The sequence below is a fragment of the Flavobacterium sp. DW-iso2 genome (assembly GCF_058725285.1).
On sequence record NZ_JBZXDY010000011.1, the window covers coordinates 84,947 to 103,985 of the forward strand.

Genomic DNA, 19,039 nt, shown 5'->3' on the forward strand with positions numbered 1-19,039 from the left:
AAAACAATAGGAATCCTATCCTTATCGTGTAGCTTTTTTCTATATATTTGAAAAAGGAATAACAATGAAACAGAGTTTCGGGTATGCATCTATTTTAGATTAGCTATGCTAGGGTTTGTATCGTAGATAGAGATATGTTAGCCGTAATTTTAACCAAAAATCGTATATAATTGAAAAACAAGATTTTGAAGGGAATAAAATACTTATTTATCACTTTCCTTCTATGTTTGCTCTATGGCTTCTCTGTAAAAAGATATGACAATTATTTAGGTAAGGAATATGTTCAATACTGGGACGATAATAAAAGTTTGTTTGAGTCAGTTAAGCAAAATAAAACTTTAACCTTTAGAAATTTAGATGAGTATGTAAAGACAAATGATTTGTTCCTTTATGGCGAATTTCACGGAATAAAAGAAACAATAAAAATTGATTTTGAACTCATCAAGTATTTAAATAAGAATGCTGGAATGAAAATTCATTTGGCAGAGATTGATTTTAGCCAAGCCTATTTTTTAAATGAATATCTATTAACTGGAGACGAAAAACGTATTGATTACGTTTTAAACAGTTGGATAATCAATCATGGACACAATAATCTCGATTACAAAAACAAATGGATCCAAATTCGCAAGCTAAATAGTATAAATTCTGAAGATTCGCAAATTAGAGTTTATGGAATTGATAAGGTTCAAAATATAAATGTTACCCAGAATCACTTAAAAATACTATTGTCCAAACTAAATCTTTCATCTGATATACCACAAGACGAGAATTTATTTTTAGAATGGACAGAATATGAATTGCCAAAAGTGATTGCTTCAATAAATCTAAATACCACAACCATAGATTATGTAAGGGATATTGAACATATAAGGAAAAACCTAGTCGATTATTACAAAACAACGACAAGAGAAGATGTAATGTTTTTAAATTTCATTGATTTATATAAAAGATATAATTTTCAAGGACAAAAAATTTATAGTTCTTTTGGTGAAGCACACGTTTTACAAAAAGAAATGAATAAAAAGAAGAATTTCGGGACACTTGTGACAAATCAAAATTCACCAGTCAAATCCAAAACATATACTATTATATCTAGGTATTTAGATAGTTATATGGATGCTCCATCAAAATATTTACCTTTCTTTTTGAAAAGTAACGAGGAACACACAAAAACAACCGTTTCTTGCGACAATACTTTTTTGCTTTATCACTTCGGAATTTCCGATTTAAAAAAGATAACAAATGAAAATACTAATACCTTTTTTGATGTTAATAAAATAAAATCTCCCTATCAAAATTCATTAAGATTGATGGAAAGCACAGGACTATTAAGTCTATTTTCGGGAATGAAAATTACAGATAAAAACACTTCAGCAACTGACTATGCTCAAGCAGTAATTTTAATACGAAATTCTAATTGGGCTGAACCTTTAAAATAAAAAACTCCTTTTGGGCGATACATACTAAAACCTGAGAAGAAAATTAAAGTTTGATAAAAATAGCATCTATAAATTCTTAACATTAGTGCAAGCGTCCCGCTTTTGCCCACAAACATAATATAAGCAAAAAAACCTCCAATAAAAATATCATCTTACTAATGACCTACCACTTTAGAAAAGCCACAACATCCGAAATTCCACATATTTGGATCATTTTACAACAAGCGATCGCACGTAGAAAGGCAGATGGCAGCGACCAATGGCAAGACGGTTATCCAAATCCGGACGTAATACAAAATGACATAGACAAAAATGCAGGATTTGTTTTGACAGAAGATGATACTATTATCGGCTATACTGCAGTATTGATCAACGACGAACCCGCCTATGAAAATATAAAAGGAAACTGGCTTACAAACGGTGATTTTGTTGTCTTTCATCGCGTAGCAATTTCAGAGAATCATTTAGGGAAAGGCTTAGCCAAAAAACTAATGAACTTCATAGAAGAATTTGCGATAAACAACAATATCTACAGCGTCAAAGCAGATACAAATTTTGATAACTTTGCCATGATGGCTATTTTTGAAAAATCGGGTTACAGCTATTGTGGAGAAGTGCATTTTAGAGGAAGCGCCAGAAAAGCATACGAAAAAGTAATCGTTAAAAACTAAATAGCTCCTCGTTTACATCCTAGAACAATAAAAAGTTAAAACCCTTTTTCAAAAACCATGAAAAAAATATTTCTATACGTTTTTATTCTCCTATACTTTACCCAGTGTAGTTCTGTAAAAAAACACAATGCACATTTAACGGCTCTAATACCCATAGATGAGTTAAAAGCGGATGTGGATTTTACGTATAAAAAACTACAAAAATTACACCCACAACTGTATTGGTACATTAGTAAAGAAGAGTTAGATTATAAATTCGACAGTCTGAAATCAACGATTAGAGAACCCATTACTCCGCTGGAATTTTATAAAAAATTAAGCCCAATAGTAGCTGCAGTTAGACAAGGTCATAGCTACCTCTATCCTGCTTCAATGCAAATGACGAAAAAGGAAACGAAAGCACTTATTAAAAAAGGAACAGGCCCATTTTCACAATTTGACTTTGATTTTTTTGACAATAAATTGTATGTCGTAAACAATAAGTCCTACGACAAAAGCATAAAAGCAGGATCTGAAGTGATCGCTGTGAATGGCATAAAACCACTAGCTTTAATTGAGGAGTACAACAACTACTATAGTTCAGATGGTTACAATACCACATTAAAAACCCGTACTTCCGGCAAACGTTTTTCTTCTTATTTTACTGTCGAAAATGGTATAAAGGACAGCTTAACCTATACTTTAAAATTCAACGACAGCATCCAATTAATTACTATCACGCGTTACAAAGACGATTCGATTAAGAAAAAAGAACTAAAAACCCAAAAAGGGATTACTGAGCTTGATAGAGCAAAATTGCGAACATTCAGAAGGAAGAAAAGAGTAAATGGCTACAATGCTGATTCGAAAAACTACAACAGAAACCTAGATTTCATGGAAAAAGACAGCAGTATTGCCATCATGAAGATTAGAAGTTTTAACAAAGGGGATTTTAGGCCTTTTTATAAAGAAAGCTTTCGCAAAATTGAGAACTATAAATCCAATACTCTAATTCTTGATTTAAGAGATAATGGCGGCGGAAGATTAAATGAAATTGTTGATTTATACTCTTACCTAGCCGACTCTACTTTTGTATTTTTGGAAAAGTCTGAAGTAGTCTCAAAATCAAGTTTAATGGAAGGTGCCTATTTTAATGGAGGTTCTTTTGGCCTAAAAATCCTAAAAACGATATACGCACCGCTGCTGTACTCCTATTTACTATTGACAGTGCATAAAGACGACACAGGTAAAAGCTGGTACGCGACCCACACAAGACCGCATAAAGTGCATACGAATCCTTTTAAAGGAAAAATTTATGTGCTGATAAACGGAGGGAGCTTCTCGGCATCCAGTCTTATTTCTTCCAACTTGAAAAGCTCTAAAAGGGTGACTTTTGTGGGAGAAGAAACCGGCGGAGCCTTTAACGGAACTGTAGCGGGATTTATGCCTGTCATAAAATTACCAAATTCTAAATTAAATATCAGAATCGGATTAATGGTAATGACTCCACATCATAAAACCGAAATAAAAGGACATGGCATTTTTCCTGACAAGGAAATCAGTACTTCCCTTGAAGACCGACTGAAAGAAAACGATCCACAACTCAACTGGATTTTAAATAACCTAAAAACTAATAAAAAAAATTAGAAGTCGGTGCTAACTAAGACCGTACTATTATTAGGCCAAATCACTTCTTTTCTGGTTGAATGTCTAATAAATAGCTTCCTCAAACACTATCACAAAAATTTCTGTTTATTTTTAAATTAAACACTTGTTTATCAACAACTATTATATAATTTTTTTATCTTTATGTACCTGACTCTACCATCTAAAGCAAAAATTTTATCTATTGCTTTAAGTTATTCTATCTTTTATTTTATGCAATACTAAAATCATAACTGATTAATATATTGATCCTAAAATATAAATAAGATGAAAAAGTCAAAGGGCATATCTATAATTACAATGCTATTATTTACACATTTAATTATGGCACAACAGATAGAGAAACAAGCGATAATTCCTGATTATTCTAAAACACTACTATTAGAGGGTGGCTTAAATCTGTCAGTACCAGTTCATATTCAAATGTATCGGACACATAGAGTTGGAATTGGTATTAACGTACGAGTTTCAAAGAAAATTTCTCCAAAAACAGAACTGGGTATCAGGGGGGAATACGATTACCGGTTTGTAAGGGATATTGGCCCTGATACTACTGGTACAGCGAGAGGAAGAGCTTTGCACAAAAACTTCAGTTTATTTACTCTTAAACCAAATGTGCAATTTAAACTTAGAAAAAATTGGTTCTTAGGCATTGAAACCGGCGTGGGATTTGCCATTTCAGATGAAAATAATAGCATTGGTCTTGGTTTTATAGATGAATATAATGGGGAAGCGCAGTTTGGCTCTTGCTCCGGAATATATCTTGGAAAATATTTTATTGCTGGGGCAAACCAGAGAAAATTAGGAATATCACTAAATCTGACTAACTTCGTAGCGAAAGGCCATGCCGAAAACACACTCGGTTTAAAATTTAATTACTGTTTTATGAAATAAATTAAATGAATAAAATAAGTGATACCTTTCTGTTTTTTTATAAAAGTATCATAGCTAGTTTCCTCGATGCTTTTTCAATCAAAAAGAAATTTAAATACTTTCTAACATTTCTTTTCTTTTTATTTTTCCGTTTTCTGTCTCAATGAATTTATCAATATAAAAAACTTCTTTTGGCTTTTCATACTTGTCTAATAAACTATAAATGTGCTCAGCTAAAGCTTGCTTCTCCCCTTCGATAACCAAAACTAATTTTTCTCCTAAAACAGCATCTGCTATTCCGCCTACAAAAAATCTGGAATGAATTCCATGTGCTAATTTTTCTTCGATTTGCTCTGGAATCAATTTAATTCCTCCGCTATTGACTACATTATCGATTCTACCCAAAAAAACAAATTGGTGATCATTTATTAATTCCACTAAATCATTAGTGACAATAAGTTCAGTAGAAATTTTTGGCGCGTCAATCACTAGGCAATTTTTATCATTTTGCGAAATTTGAATATTCGGCAAAATAGAAAATGCCTTCTCCCCTATTTTCTTAGCAGCAATATGTGTAATTGTCTCAGTCATACCATACGTCTCATACACTTCTGTTTTTCCTTTTAAAAGTCTTTTTTCAAGTGACTTACTCATTTTTGCACCACCTACAATCAGTTTTTTAACATCTTTCAACCCTTCCACTGAATTTTCAGCTTGCAAAGGAACCATGGCTACAAAATCATATTTGGTTCCATTCTTTGTTAATGGATGTGAACTTGGCGCGACAAAATCGATATCTAATCCCAGAATAAAACTGCGAACCAGCATCATTTTTCCGGCAATATATTTGGTGGGTAAACAATATAATGCTTTGTCTCCAGGTCTTAACTCAAAAAAATCGCCCGTAGCCAGGGCAGAGTTCACCATCGTTTGTTTGTTTGTTCTAATAATTTTAGGAACACCTGTAGTTCCAGAAGTCTGTAAATCGATATAGGATTTATCATCAAACCAGTCTAATAAAAAATCACCTATCGACTTCTCAAATTCATCCCCTTCTTTTATCAAACAGTAGGATACTCTGCATAAATCTTCTTTATTAAGGTGAAAACCATTCAATTTAAATTGATTGTGTACGTTTTTATAAGTTACTTGTTTCATTACTAAGCTGTTATTTTATTATATTTTTATTTTCTTGCATTTTTATTTTTCCCGTCAATTTTTCTTTCCAATCCGTCCAATTGTATTTGCTACTAAAGATATATAAAAGTATTGGGTAAATTACAATTACCGGCAAGATTACGTCTAGTCCAGCTTGCGGTTCTGAGATATCTTTAAATATAGAGTGTGTTTGAAAAGCAGACCAATCTGAAGTTACTAATAAGGCGCTAACCAAATTATTCGCAGCATGAAAACCTAAGGCTAATTCCATTCCATCATCCATCAAGGTCAATACTCCCAGAAACAATCCCGTTCCTATGTAATATACAAAAATGATATTCCCCATTTTTGAAACTTCTGGGTTAGAAAGATGCATGGCGCCAAAAATAACTGATGTCATCACTAACGGAAACCATTTATTCTTCGCCAGATTTGCAAACCCCTGCATCAAATAACCTCTAAAAACGTATTCTTCGGTGCTAGTCTGAATTGGAATTAAAACCATACCGATAACGACTAAGATCGCAAAGGGTACGGGTTTAAAATTTAGTAAAAAATCATCTGGATTCATTTGATAAAAAATCAAAGTAGAAACAATCGTAAAAACCGACCATAACGAAAAAGAGAAAAACACCCTGTTCCAGTCTATTTTTTGCCTCGCCGTAGTCACGGAAAGCATCGTTTGATTGTGCAAATAACGCACTACAAAATAGATCCCCCCCATGGTAAAAACAAACGAAATCAGAATGAGAAACAAAGTCAAATTTGGATCAAAAAAGTGCATCAACTTTTCAGTACTCGAAGGATAAGGGACTCCTTTTGCAACCGTTTCATAAATTATCCCCAATAGCAAAGGAACCTGGCCAACAAATGAGGTCGTAATTATTATTCCTGAACCAATTAAATATTTCCAAAATTTGTTTTCTGAATGTACTCCTTGTTCTATAAACATTTATTATTTATTTAATTATGTATACCAAATTAGACTATCAAAGTCTATTTTTGTTCCTTCGAAAAATACTTTATTTATTTTAATTTTCATTACTAAAGAAAAAACAATAAAATGATACAAATATACCATAATCCACGTTGCGGAAAATCAAGAAACTGCGTTGCTTTCATAGAAGAGGCTGGAAAAGAATATGAAATCATAGAATATTTAAAAAATCCTCCTACAAAAGACGAACTGTTAGCATTACTAAAAAAGCTAAACATTAAACCGTTAGAGTTAATACGCCAAAAAGAAAAAATTTGGGTAGATAATTTTAAAAATCTAAAAATGACCGATGAAGAAATCATAAAGGCTATGGTCGAAAACCCCATTCTTATCGAACGCCCTATTGTAATCAAAAGAGATAAAGCAATAATTGGCAGAGAGTTAGATAAAATTACGGATTTCCTTTAGTCACCAGCAGTTTGTTTTAACAGTTTTTTGTGATTTGTACATTAAACCATATCTAAAATTTGTAGTCAAATTTGCATAACTTAAAATAGCAATAATGCAGCACTCTTTAAAACACTTTTTAACGCTCACTTTATTTTTTTCCTTTTTTATGAGTTTTTCTCAGCAAGGAGGCCCAATGGGAGAAAAAATTAAGATAACAGGAACTGTTATTGAAAAAATAAGCAAACAACCGCTAGAATACGCAACAGTAACCTTTACCAGTTCTAAAAATGCTAAAGTTGTAGCTGGAGGAATAACAAATCCAAAAGGAGAATTCAATATAGATGTGAATCCAGGAATTTACACCGTTAAAATTGAGTTTATTTCTTTCAAATCAATAGAATTAAAAGATAAAGCACTTAAAGCAACTACTGATTTTGGAACCATTTCATTAAGTGAAGATGCGGCACAACTAAATGAAGTAGTTATTCGTGCAGAGAAATCTACTGTCGAGATTAAACTCGATAAAAAAGTATATAATGTAGGTCAAGACATGTTAGTTAAAGGAGGAACAGTAAGTGATGTTTTAGAAAACGTTCCTTCTGTTTCTGTTGATGTTGAAGGAAACGTAAGTTTAAGAGGAAGTGATAATGTTCGTATTTTTATCGACGGTCGCCCTTCAAATGCTTTAAACATAGCCGAAGCTTTACGTCAAATTCCTGCCGATGCTATTGACAAGGTAGAAGTAATAACTAATCCATCTGCTCGTTACGATGCTGAAGGTGGTGCTGGAATTTTAAATATCATCCTTAAAAAAGGAAAAAATCAAGGGTTTAATGGTTCGTTCATCGCTTCAACAGGACTTCCTGAAACCTATGGTTTAAGCGTAAACTTAAATTACAAAACTGAAAATTTGAATTACTTTACTTCAACTGGTTATAGTTACAGAACTAATGAAGGTGGAGGATTAACTAATGCTCAATATTTCAATTCTGACGGTTCTACCAATAAATACATCGATGAAACTAGAAATACGAAAAGAACTAGAGACGGAATTAACACAAAATCTGGAGTAGAATGGACAATAAACCCAACTACTTTTTGGACCAACGCGATTAGTTACAGAGAAAATGGCGGAAAGAATGAAGATCTAGTAAATTACAATGCTTTTGACAGCAATAGAGATTTCGCTTCAATTAGCTACCGTTTAAATAACGGAAATAACAATGGCGAAGACTTTGAATACTCCTCTAACTTAATTAAGAACTTCAATGACAAAGGACATAAACTAACGGTTGATGGGTCGTTTTCTAAAAGTAATGATAAAGATGATTCAACGATCAATGGAGTAAATGTCACTTTTCCTGAAAAGTCAACTTTTGGTACTACAAACAATCATGAAGTTCAAAAACAATATCAATTTCAAGCAGATTATGTTTTACCTGTTGGGGAAGGAAGTCAGTTTGAAGCAGGTTATAAAGGAAACTTCAATAATCTAAATAAAGCATATGATATTTTCTCTGATGATAATGGAAATAATGTTGATAATTTCTTATCAAATACATTAGAATACAAAGAAAAAATCAACGCTCTTTATACGCAGTATGGTTTCAAAGTAAATAAATTTTCTTATTTATTTGGTTTACGTTGGGAAGACACAAACATCGATGTGAACTTATTAGGTTCAGCAGAGTACAATAATAAGAAATACAATAAGTTTTTCCCAAGTGCTTTTGTAAATTATGAAATTTCAGACCAAAGCAGCCTCTCTTTAAGTTACAGTAAACGTTTATCTAGACCAAGGGGTCGCTTTTTAGACCCTACCCCTAACGTATCAAGTAATATTAATATCTTTAGAGGTAATCCTGATTTAGATCCTTCTTTGACAGATAAATTTGATATTGGATACATCAAACGTTGGGATAAAGTAACGTTTAACACCTCTATGTATTTTGAAAATACAACTGATGTATTCTCATTTGTACGTTATGAAAGTGGTGAATTTGTAGATGGTACACCAGTAATTTTGAGTACACCTATCAACATTGGAAAAGAACAAAAATTTGGATTTGAGTTTACTTTAAATTATTCTCCAATAAAAAAATGGAAAATAAACAGTAGTTTCAACTTGTATAACACGAATACAACGGGCGATTTTGTATACACAAATTCACAAAACGAAGTAATTGTTCAAAATCTATATAACGAAGCTTTTTCATGGTTTTCCCGTGTAAACTCTCGTTTAACACTACCTGGAAAAGTTGAATGGCAAGCTAGCGCAATGTACTTTGGACCTAGCAACACTGCACAAGGTAGAAGTTTAGGACAATATATGATCAACACGGCATTTAGCAAAGATATCCTGAAAGACAAAGCAACAATCGCTTTTAACGTAAGTGATATATTCAATTCGAGAAAAATGAGATCCGAAACTAATTTACCAAGTGTAAGTTCGTACAGTGAATTTCAATGGAGAAAAAGACAGTTCAATTTGTCATTCACCTACCGAATCAACAAAAAGAAAACGGATAGAGATAAAAATGCGCCAAAAAATAATGAGGAAGAAGGTGGTGGATTTCCTGGATAACAAATGATTTAATAGGGTTAATTAATTCAATAAGTACGGGTTCGTTTTAATATGGACCCGTATTTTTTTTCAAAAAAAGGCATAAAAAAAAGGACTCGTACAAACGGGTCCTTTTTTATGTGTCAATCAAACTAAACTGATTGTTCTTTCTTTGCTTTTCTTTTTTCTTTATATGCTTCCCAAGTTGCTCCACCTACCCAATAGGATACGAAACTAACTAAAAAAAACATTAACCAAAATCCCATTGTTAGGATGGTTAAAAAAAGTAAAAAACCTAAGTACTGTGAAAATTCAAACATGTTTTCCGGAATTTTTGAATGTAAGTACAAATGTATGTTTATTATTTTTTCTTAGCAATAAAAATCCGATTCAATTTTCATAAAAAAGTATTTATCCGTATTTTTGACCTCAATTTAAGGAGATAATCCCGTCTCGTCCTAAAAACGAGATTACAATCTTATATGCCAAACAATGACATATAAGGATTTTCACTGCTATCAGGGCTAGAACATCAGGTACAGTTCAACAAATTAATAATTAAACTAACAACACATACAAATCAACAACAAAATGAAATTCAGAATAGAAAAAGACACCATGGGTGAAGTGCAGGTTCCAGCTGATAAATACTGGGGAGCGCAAACAGAACGTTCTAGAAACAACTTTAAAATAGGTCCATCGGCTTCTATGCCAAAAGAAATCATAGAAGGTTTTGCATATCTAAAAAAAGCAGCTGCTTATGCTAACTGCGACTTAGGTGTTTTGCCTATTGAAAAACGAGATGCTATTGCTACTGTTTGCGACGAAATTCTAGCTGGAAAATTAGACGATCAGTTTCCATTAGTAATCTGGCAAACGGGTTCTGGTACACAAAGCAACATGAACGTAAACGAAGTGGTCGCAAACCGCGCACAAGTTCATAAAGGATTTGAAATTGGCGAAGGCGAACAATTCATTAAAGCTAATGATGACGTCAACAAATCACAATCTTCAAACGATACTTTCCCAACAGGAATGCACATTGCCGCTTACAAAGCAGTTGTAGAAGTTACGATTCCAGGTGTTGAAAAATTAAGAGACACATTACACGCGAAAGCAACCGAATTCAAAAACGTTGTAAAAATAGGTCGTACACACCTTATGGATGCTACGCCACTTACCGTGGGTCAAGAACTTTCTGGTTATGTTGCACAATTGAACTATGGTTTAAAAGCGGTAAAAAATACCTTAGCTCACTTATCAGAAGTAGCGCTAGGAGGAACGGCAGTAGGTACAGGATTAAATACTCCGGCTGGTTATGATGTAACTGTGGCAAAATACATTGCTGAATTTACAGGCCATCCTTTTGTAACTGCCGAAAATAAATTTGAAGCACTTGCCGCTCATGATGCAATTGTAGAATCGCATGGCGCGTTAAAACAATTGGCTGTTTCATTAAATAAAATTGCAAATGACATCCGTATGTTGGCCTCAGGACCACGTTCAGGAATTGGTGAGTTAATCATTCCAGAAAATGAACCAGGTTCATCTATCATGCCAGGAAAAGTAAATCCAACACAGTGCGAAGCTTTGACTATGGTTTGTGCTCAAGTAATAGGTAACGATGTGGCAATTACTGTTGGAGGAATGCAAGGACACTATGAATTGAATGTTTTCAAACCAGTAATGGCAGCAAACTTTTTACAATCGGCACGTTTAATCGGTGATGCTTGTATGTCTTTTGACGAACATTGTGCTCAAGGTATTGAACCAAACTACAAACGTATTAAAGAACTGGTTGACAACTCATTGATGTTGGTTACTGCTTTAAACACTAAAATTGGATATTACAAATCGGCAGAAATTGCTCAAACTGCTCACAAAAACGGAACAACGTTAAAAGAGGAAGCCGTTCGTTTAGGATATGTGACTCCAGAAGATTTTGATGCTTGGGTAAAACCAGAAGATATGGTTGGGAGCTTGAAATAGCCCCATTTACTTTAAAAAGATAAAGCCTTGCAATTCACATTGCAGGGCTTTATCTTTATATTATCTATCTTAAATAGAAATTAAATTCTTGCTTTCAAAGCAGTATATTCTGCTGTTAAATCCATTGATCTATACAATTTAAGTAGCAAATCTGAAACATTTTCATTCTTAGGTTCAATAGCATTTGCTTTTTCTAAATATGAAATAGCTTCTTTTACAACATCATCCATTTTTGTCTTTAATTTATCATAGGTCTGCATATCACTTTGAGATGTTCCTAAAACACTCATTTTATCACTTAACGCCTTCTTTTTATTAAGATTTAGATAAGCTAAATCCACATAAGGTTCTGTAAATTTAGGATTAAACACAATCATCTGTTTATAAAGATTTTCAGCTGCATTTAAGTCACCTTTTTCACTGCAAATAATGGCCATATTACGGAATATTTCGGTCTTTTTTGATGTAGCTCTAGCATTTCTTGGTCTTTCATACCCACCTGCTTTAACGCTAGCATCTCTATCCATAGCTGATAAAAAAAGCTCTTCTACGTTTGTTTTTTTATTAACAGCATAATATTCCATTCCTTTACCCGTGTAATTTAGAGTTTGTAATTCCTTATAATTCTTCAATGCCGAATCATAATCTTTTACCATCATAAAGTATGACGTTGAAAGATAAAGGTTTATCGTATCGTTTTTATCTATCTGATACAGACTATACATTTTCTTTGCTCCATCTGCATATTTATCTGCTTTGATATCTTTTGAAGCACTATTCTGTAAGTCGTCTTTGATTTGCTTAATAGCTTCTTTTGCTTTGACAATATATTTATATTTACCAGAAAGACTTTCCTCTCTAATTAATTCATTGTAAGCTCGCACAGCAGCTGTCAAGTTTGCTGCAGTTTCAATCTTTTTATCTGCAAAACTTCTAAAAACTTCCGCCTTTAAATTATAAAACTCAGATTTATCATCATAATCTGCATTGATAATTAAATATTCACTTTTCTCTAAAATAGCTAAAGCTCCATTTGAATTACCGTTTTTAAATTCACTTTGAGCTTCCTTAATTTGATTTTTTTGAGCTGATCCCGCAAATGAAATAAATAGGAATAGTAGTAATATAAAGTTCGTTCTCATCAGTTTGTTTGGGGTTTATGGTTAGTTTTTATTAGATAAATTAATAGCAATACCTCATTTTAACATTTAATTAAGTATTAGAGACGGCAAATTAGATTAATATTTTGATTTTTAAAAATTATTCAATATTAAATTTTAAATAAAAATCTAATTTTAGCTTTAAAATCATAAGGAATAAGATGAAAAAAAAACAAAAAAATAGGCTTTTTATTAAAAAAATTGATACAATATCTCAAAAATGGTTGCAAATATTATAGTATCTCAAAAAATAACTAAATATAAAAATGTGAGTTTTTTTGACTTAAAACATGAACCAAAAATAACTTGACATAAAGAAGCTAAAAACACCACTCATATAAAAGAAACAGCTATAAAATTGATTTTACAGCTGTTTCTTTTTGTCTGTTGCTAACTAAAATTTGGTAATTCATTATTTACAGAATTAGTACATATTCTATTCTTGTTTTAGTAAGAGTTTACAAATTACTTTCCATCTACATATTCTTGCAAATACATAAATCTTGGGGTCAATTTTCCTTTTTCAGTCATTTTGGCTTTAGCCAAAACCCCGTCTTTATCATCGTTAAAAAATGCAGGAATTACATAATCCATAAACATTGTTCCAAAACCTTCACTGGCATCTTTTGGCAGTTCACATGGTAAATTATCTACAGCCATTACAACAATCGCAGCCGGATGAAACACATCTACTTCTTTATGTTCAGATGGTAAATAACCATAGAACGGATCAGCAATTGTGGATGATCTTAGCGTACAGGCAACAGGACCATCAATGTCGCAAGAAACATCACCAACTATTTTTATAGTGCAATCTCTTGATTGCAGCATTTCTCTATTAAGAATCTCAGGCGCATCATTTCCATGAAAATGTCCAGTAATAACAATATCAGAAACTTTTGTGAATCGCTCAAAATCACTAACGTATTCCTTTGGATTTTGATAGAAATCCTTGCAATCTAAAACTTTTCCGTCAATCCTTTTATTATAATCCAATACATCAATCTGTGTATAGACTGGCTGCGCATACTTTTTAGTTAAGTAGTTTCCAATAGAAACTTCCTTGATTTTCATGGCATCCAGAATTTCCTTGATTCCACCACCCACTTTTCCTGTTCCAGTAATTACGAATTTTAACGGAGGCAAAACAAGTCTTTTCAAATTATTGATTAATTCCTCTTTTCCGGATAATGTTTCTGCTTTGGCTAATTTAAACAATCCAAACTTCAGCCCGAAGCCACGAATCGTATTATAGGCTCCAACAATCCCAGCATATCTTCCAAAACCTATTAACCTGCGATTATTTTCGTTGACTATCGTTTCATGATCATATAAATCAATGTTTTTTTCAAGAATAGCCCGCAGCAATTCTCGGTTGTACGGCTGCTTTTTTATCGTATGTGAAAAAAAGAAATAAGACTTATCAGCGATTAAAGATTCAATCGGAACTTCCTTAACACCAAATAGAACATCACAATCACTAATATCATCTGCAACTTCTATTCCTAATTCTTTATATTGTTCATCAGAAAAAATTCTAATATCAGAAGATTCTACTTTCACTGATGCATCTGGATAAAGTTCTTTCAATTGTACTATTGCCTCAGGTGAAAAAACAACTCTTCTATCTGGTGGACTCTTTCTTTCTTTTAAAATTCCGAATTTCATATTTTTGCGCCGATTTTATTTAGATTTAATATAACTTTCCGAGCCGTATTTGTTACAAATATAACAATTTAAAGTAAATTTACTTTTATTTTATAAAAAAAAATATTTCGTAAAACCATTAAAAGCTGAGACACAAAATAATAGAAAAAACAACTCAAAAACTTTAATAAAATACTGTTAAGGTTTGGATAAAAAAATTAACAAACGCGATTGATTCTATATATTTGCTATTCTAGTACCACAAAAAAATGATTTTTATAAAAAAGGCAAATATACTACAAATACTCCTGCTATTATTGGTTTTGAGTTCTTGTAAACAAAAGAAGATACTCGAAATAGATACTGACCTAAAGACACCGATTGCAACACCGATTGTAATACAACAAGGTCCAAAACTGACGCCCGCATATATCGAATCAAAAAAGAATTCCATAATTTATTTTTACAATAAAAACTGGCCAAATAAAAGTGCCAATGGAGGTTTTCTTGTGGCAAAAAACGGTCAGATTATCTATGAAAAATATGAAGGTTTGGCTAACTATAAAGAGAAGTCAGCAATGACAAGTACAACGCCCCTTCATATTGCATCAGTAAGTAAAGTAATCACAGCAACTGCCATATTGAAATTAGTAAGTGTGAAAAAATTATATTTAGAACAAAAGGTAACTACCATTTTAAAAGAGTTTCCTTATCCTGATGTTACCATAAGAACTTTACTAACTCATAGAAGCGGAATGCGTAATTATGCCTATTTCACAGAAAAAAAAGGAATTTGGGATAGGCATAAAATCTTAAGTAATCAAGACATACTGACGATTATGGCTACAAAGGATATTGATCTAGAATTTAGAACTAATTCTAGGTTTAGTTATTGCAATACAAATTATGCCATGTTGGCATTGATTATTGAAAAAGTGACTGGATTAGAATATAAAGATGCGATGAAGGAAATCGTTTTCAAACCATTAGGAATGACAAATACTTATGTCTTTGATTATGAGAAAGACAAGTTAACCGCAGTACCATCTTACAAAAGGAATTTCGCTAAGGTGAATTTAGATTATTTGGATGCAATCTATGGAGATAAGAATATCTATTCGACACCTCGAGATTTATTAAAATTTGATAATGGTAGAAATTCTGCTGCTTATTTAGATCAAAAACTATTACAGGAAGCCTATGTAGGCTACAGTAATGAGCACAGAGGTACAAAAAACTATGGCTTGGGAATACGAATGATTAATTGGCCAACAGGAAAAAACTTCTATTTTCATAATGGCTGGTGGCATGGTAACACTGCATCTTATGTTACATTACCGGAAGAAAAGGTGACAATTATTGCTTTATCGAATAAGTACGACAAGAGAATCTATAAAGTACGAAAATTAGCCGCTTTGTTTGGGGACTATCCGTTTCATCTAGAAGACAACGAAAAAGAGGAATGATATTTGATGATTAATAATGTGAATGCACATGGCAAATTTCAGTTAAATTGCATACATTTGCAAACTCAAATTATTTTATGAGTTAGAATAAAAAGGGGTCGACTGGTTTTGACAGCAAGTCGAATTGAAAAGTAAGCACGTGGAGAACTGGGACAATTCTCGTTAATAAAAGGTTCCAAAACACATACACGGCGAAGGAAACTACGCTCTTGCTGCATAATCTGAATTATAGTAAGATTAGCCTCGTCCTATTAGATAGGAAAGCAGGATTTACCTCGAAAGCTTTGGTTTATAGCGGTCGATAAAGGTGAATCGTAAATTTAAACCTAGATTTCCATAAGCTTCGGGTGGACTTCGAAATAAAGAAGATAAGTCTTGTGCGACTGTTTCTGGTCAAACACAAGGTCGAAAATTCAATCAGGAAATAAACGTGTAGAAAGCCTTTTAGTTGCTTGTTTGGACGGGAGTTCGATTCTCCCCGACTCCACAGAAAGACAAATAACGCCATTGGAAGACAATGGCGTTATTTTTATATTTAGACTATTTTAAATTTTCAAAAAAAGTCAAAATAGGTATAAGTTGTTCGATTGTAATCCCATTCATTCCACAAAATGCCAAATGACGCTATTGGAAGACAATGAGCGTCATTTTTTTTTTAAAATCGTACGTAAATTTTGTATCGATTTATTAACTATTAAAATGAAAAACTCCGTTTCATCTATAAAAAAAAATTTGCAAATAGTTACCAAAGGAGTAATATTCTCTATTTAAGCTTAGAAAGAAGCTAATATCTCTAGAAAAAGGCTTACAGTCATCTGTTGATTATATATGTTTCTCATCTATTTCTAGTTGCACAAGCTTCTCCAATTTATTTATATCCAAGATTTAAATAAACTAAAATTACTCTTCAATTAATTATTAAAATTAATTTTACCTTTACCAAAACAATTTTACCTCACTAGCAAATAATAAAATAGTTTAGCGTTAAAATAAATAAAATTTACCCTTTTTTTAATAATAAAAACTAAATTTACCTTTTTAAAATTAAATTTACCCCAAAAAACAGAAAGTAAATGAAAAAGGTAGGATTTACATGGCTTAAAGAAAAACTACATATTCAAGGGTTTCAATTGACTCATGAATCATATATTGGAACAACGGATAAGACCGAATTAAGTTCAACAAATTCGCTTGTACGAACATTCAAATCGAAATATGATGTAAAAATTGACCACCCTATGACTCATTTAGAATTCGCTCTCAAATATGATGATTTTAACCTCGCATTCATCAAGGAAATTTTTACCTCTGTTGGACACCAAACTATAGTTGACTATATCAAAGAAAATCCCAATAGAAAATATTCAAGAATAATTGGTTACTTGTATGAGTTTACTGGAGGTAAATCTATTGAAGTTAACGTTACTGCAACTAATTACGAGAATATATTGAACTCATCTCGATATATTACTGGAGATATTACAAAAATAACTAAATGGAAAGTAAACGATAATCTTATTGGACAAAACAAATTCTGCCCTATAATACGAAGAACCACTGAACTTAGTGAGTTACTCAATTGGAATATTGAAGAAGCTATTCAAAATCTAAAAACCGAATACTCTCCAGAAATTTTTAAACGAGCAAGCTATTACCTTTATAAAAAAGAATCCAAATCTTCCAGTGACATAGAGAAAGAAGAACCATCGCAAGATAGAATGGAAAAGTTCATAGCATTACTGGAAGAAGCAGGACAAAAATCCTTTGAAGAATCATTATCAGAAAGGGAATTGGTACGATTACAAAATGTCATAGTTGACCCAAGATATGCAGATGATAGTTTTAGGGACTTTCAAAACTATATTGGTCAAACAATGAGAGACTATACACAGAAAATACATTATGTTTGTCCACCACCACAATATGTAAAATCTCTGATGCAAGGGATAATAAACTTAAATAAAAAAAACAGTTCGACCAAAACGATTATAAAAGCTGCAATGGTGTCATTTGGGTATGTATATATCCATCCATTTGAAGATGGTAACGGAAGAATTCACCGTTTTCTTATTCATGATATTCTGGTACGTGACGGTATTGTACCTAACGGAACGATACTTCCTGTTTCTGCTCAAATACTTGCCCATATGGATGAATACGACACTACTTTAGAGTTACTTTCAAAATTGATTGAACGCAAGGTAAAATATGATCTTAATTATGATGGAAAAATGTTTGTTAATAATGCATCAGAAATAGAAGCTATATACCGATTTCCAGATTTAACCAATCATACTGTGTTTTTGGCAAGATCAATACAAGCTACAGTTACTAACGATATTCCAGAAGAACTGCACTTTCTTCAATGCTACGATGAACTTAGAAGCGATATACAAAACATAGTAGATATGCCCGATAATAAAGTAGATCGCATGATATTGTTTCTTCATCAGAACAAAGGAAAGCTGGCTAGTCGTAAACGTGATTTTTACAAGGAACTAAGTGATGATGAAATCGTGAAAATGGAACACGCTTATAATCAAGTGTTCCAAAATAAAAAATATTCAAATGAATGAAATATTTAATCAAGTAACAATAGTGTAAATAATTAGTAATCGACAACTCTGAAAGTTAGTTCGGAACAAAATTAATTATAGGTGTTTTTATATTATAGAGATTGGACATGCAAACTTAGCAAACACAAGAAGTTTAAAATTAACCTGAAATTTAGATTATTTTAGATGCTTTAAACAAAAAACTAACATAAAACAACCCATCGGAATTTCAAGTCATATATTTTGATAAAAGTATAAAATATATGAATTTAAAGAAAATTGAAACTAGAGATCTATATTTTTTGACTAAAATAATCAAAGTATCAATTCAATAATTTAACTTATTATAAATTATTGAAAAATATTAGATTCAAAACAAATCACTTAAAATAAATATTATATTTGATTTCATTAATGTCCGATAAAAAATAAAATCGTAATATTTTATTTTTTATCTATTTGATTTTCATTGTTTTAATTTTCA

The 19,039-nt window shown here is 32.0% G+C and carries 13 protein-coding genes and 1 other RNA gene; 10 read left to right on the top strand and 4 right to left on the bottom strand.

Features of this window, described 5'->3' with window-relative positions:
- Window positions 1-170 precede the first annotated feature (170 nt).
- The 4 genes from AC4PRO_RS09725 (at window position 171) to AC4PRO_RS09740 (ending at window position 4,651) form a co-directional block, all read left to right on the top strand.
- A complete protein-coding gene (locus tag AC4PRO_RS09725) occupies window positions 171-1,442 on the top strand; it encodes a hypothetical protein (protein ID WP_492117219.1) in 1,272 nt (423 codons plus the stop codon).
- A gap of 158 nt (window positions 1,443-1,600) precedes the next feature.
- Window positions 1,601-2,113, top strand: a complete 513-nt coding sequence (locus AC4PRO_RS09730) for a GNAT family N-acetyltransferase (RefSeq protein ID WP_492117220.1) — start codon at window positions 1,601-1,603, stop codon at window positions 2,111-2,113.
- 57 nt (window positions 2,114-2,170) lie between these two features.
- Window positions 2,171-3,739, top strand: coding sequence for a S41 family peptidase (locus AC4PRO_RS09735; RefSeq protein ID WP_492117221.1), 1,569 nt, complete (start codon window positions 2,171-2,173; stop codon window positions 3,737-3,739).
- 285 nt (window positions 3,740-4,024) lie between these two features.
- The gene (locus AC4PRO_RS09740; RefSeq protein ID WP_492117222.1) at window positions 4,025-4,651 is read left to right on the top strand and encodes a hypothetical protein; all 627 of its coding nucleotides are present in this window, start codon (window positions 4,025-4,027) and stop codon (window positions 4,649-4,651) included.
- A 90-nt stretch (window positions 4,652-4,741) separates the two neighbouring features.
- Here AC4PRO_RS09740 and AC4PRO_RS09745 read toward each other — a convergent pair whose 3' ends face one another.
- A complete protein-coding gene (locus AC4PRO_RS09745; protein ID WP_492117223.1) occupies window positions 4,742-5,788 on the bottom strand; it encodes an AMP-binding protein in 1,047 nt (348 codons plus the stop codon).
- A gap of 10 nt (window positions 5,789-5,798) precedes the next feature.
- Window positions 5,799-6,740 carry a CPBP family intramembrane glutamic endopeptidase gene (locus AC4PRO_RS09750; RefSeq protein WP_492117224.1) on the bottom strand — a complete coding sequence of 314 codons (942 nt, stop codon included), beginning with the start codon at window positions 6,738-6,740 and terminating at the stop codon, window positions 5,799-5,801.
- Between the two features lie 111 nt (window positions 6,741-6,851).
- On the opposite strand from AC4PRO_RS09750, the gene arsC reads away from it, so the two are divergent.
- The 3 genes from arsC to fumC all read left to right on the top strand — a co-directional run bounded on the left by arsC (window position 6,852) and on the right by fumC (window position 11,727).
- Window positions 6,852-7,193, top strand: coding sequence for an arsenate reductase (glutaredoxin) (gene arsC / locus AC4PRO_RS09755; protein WP_492117225.1), 342 nt, complete (start codon window positions 6,852-6,854; stop codon window positions 7,191-7,193).
- 94 nt (window positions 7,194-7,287) lie between these two features.
- Window positions 7,288-9,759: a TonB-dependent receptor gene (locus tag AC4PRO_RS09760; RefSeq protein WP_492117226.1), complete on the top strand. Its 2,472-nt coding sequence runs from the start codon at window positions 7,288-7,290 to the stop codon at window positions 9,757-9,759.
- A 570-nt stretch (window positions 9,760-10,329) separates the two neighbouring features.
- Entirely contained in the window at window positions 10,330-11,727 is a 1,398-nt protein-coding gene (gene fumC, locus AC4PRO_RS09765; RefSeq protein ID WP_074724078.1) for a class II fumarate hydratase, read from the top strand.
- Between the two features lie 80 nt (window positions 11,728-11,807).
- On the opposite strand, the gene AC4PRO_RS09770 is transcribed toward fumC, so the two are convergent.
- Together AC4PRO_RS09770 and AC4PRO_RS09775 are read right to left on the bottom strand one after the other, a co-directional pair.
- Window positions 11,808-12,869, bottom strand: coding sequence for a tetratricopeptide repeat protein (locus AC4PRO_RS09770; RefSeq protein ID WP_492117227.1), 1,062 nt, complete (start codon window positions 12,867-12,869; stop codon window positions 11,808-11,810).
- A 483-nt stretch (window positions 12,870-13,352) separates the two neighbouring features.
- Window positions 13,353-14,555 (bottom strand): NAD(P)-dependent oxidoreductase, encoded by a 1,203-nt coding sequence (locus AC4PRO_RS09775; RefSeq protein ID WP_492117228.1) that lies wholly within the window; start codon window positions 14,553-14,555, stop codon window positions 13,353-13,355.
- Window positions 14,556-14,803: 248 nt separating this feature from the next.
- Between AC4PRO_RS09775 and AC4PRO_RS09780 the strand changes: the two genes are divergently transcribed.
- From AC4PRO_RS09780 to AC4PRO_RS09790, 3 genes are all read left to right on the top strand, one after another.
- On the top strand, window positions 14,804-16,000 hold the full coding sequence (locus AC4PRO_RS09780; protein WP_074724075.1) for a serine hydrolase domain-containing protein: 1,197 nt from the start codon (window positions 14,804-14,806) through the stop codon (window positions 15,998-16,000).
- 94 nt (window positions 16,001-16,094) lie between these two features.
- Window positions 16,095-16,490, top strand: a transfer-messenger RNA (tmRNA) gene (ssrA, locus tag AC4PRO_RS09785).
- A 583-nt stretch (window positions 16,491-17,073) separates the two neighbouring features.
- Entirely contained in the window at window positions 17,074-18,576 is a 1,503-nt protein-coding gene (locus tag AC4PRO_RS09790) for a Fic family protein (RefSeq protein WP_492117229.1), read from the top strand.
- Window positions 18,577-19,039 lie beyond the last annotated feature (463 nt).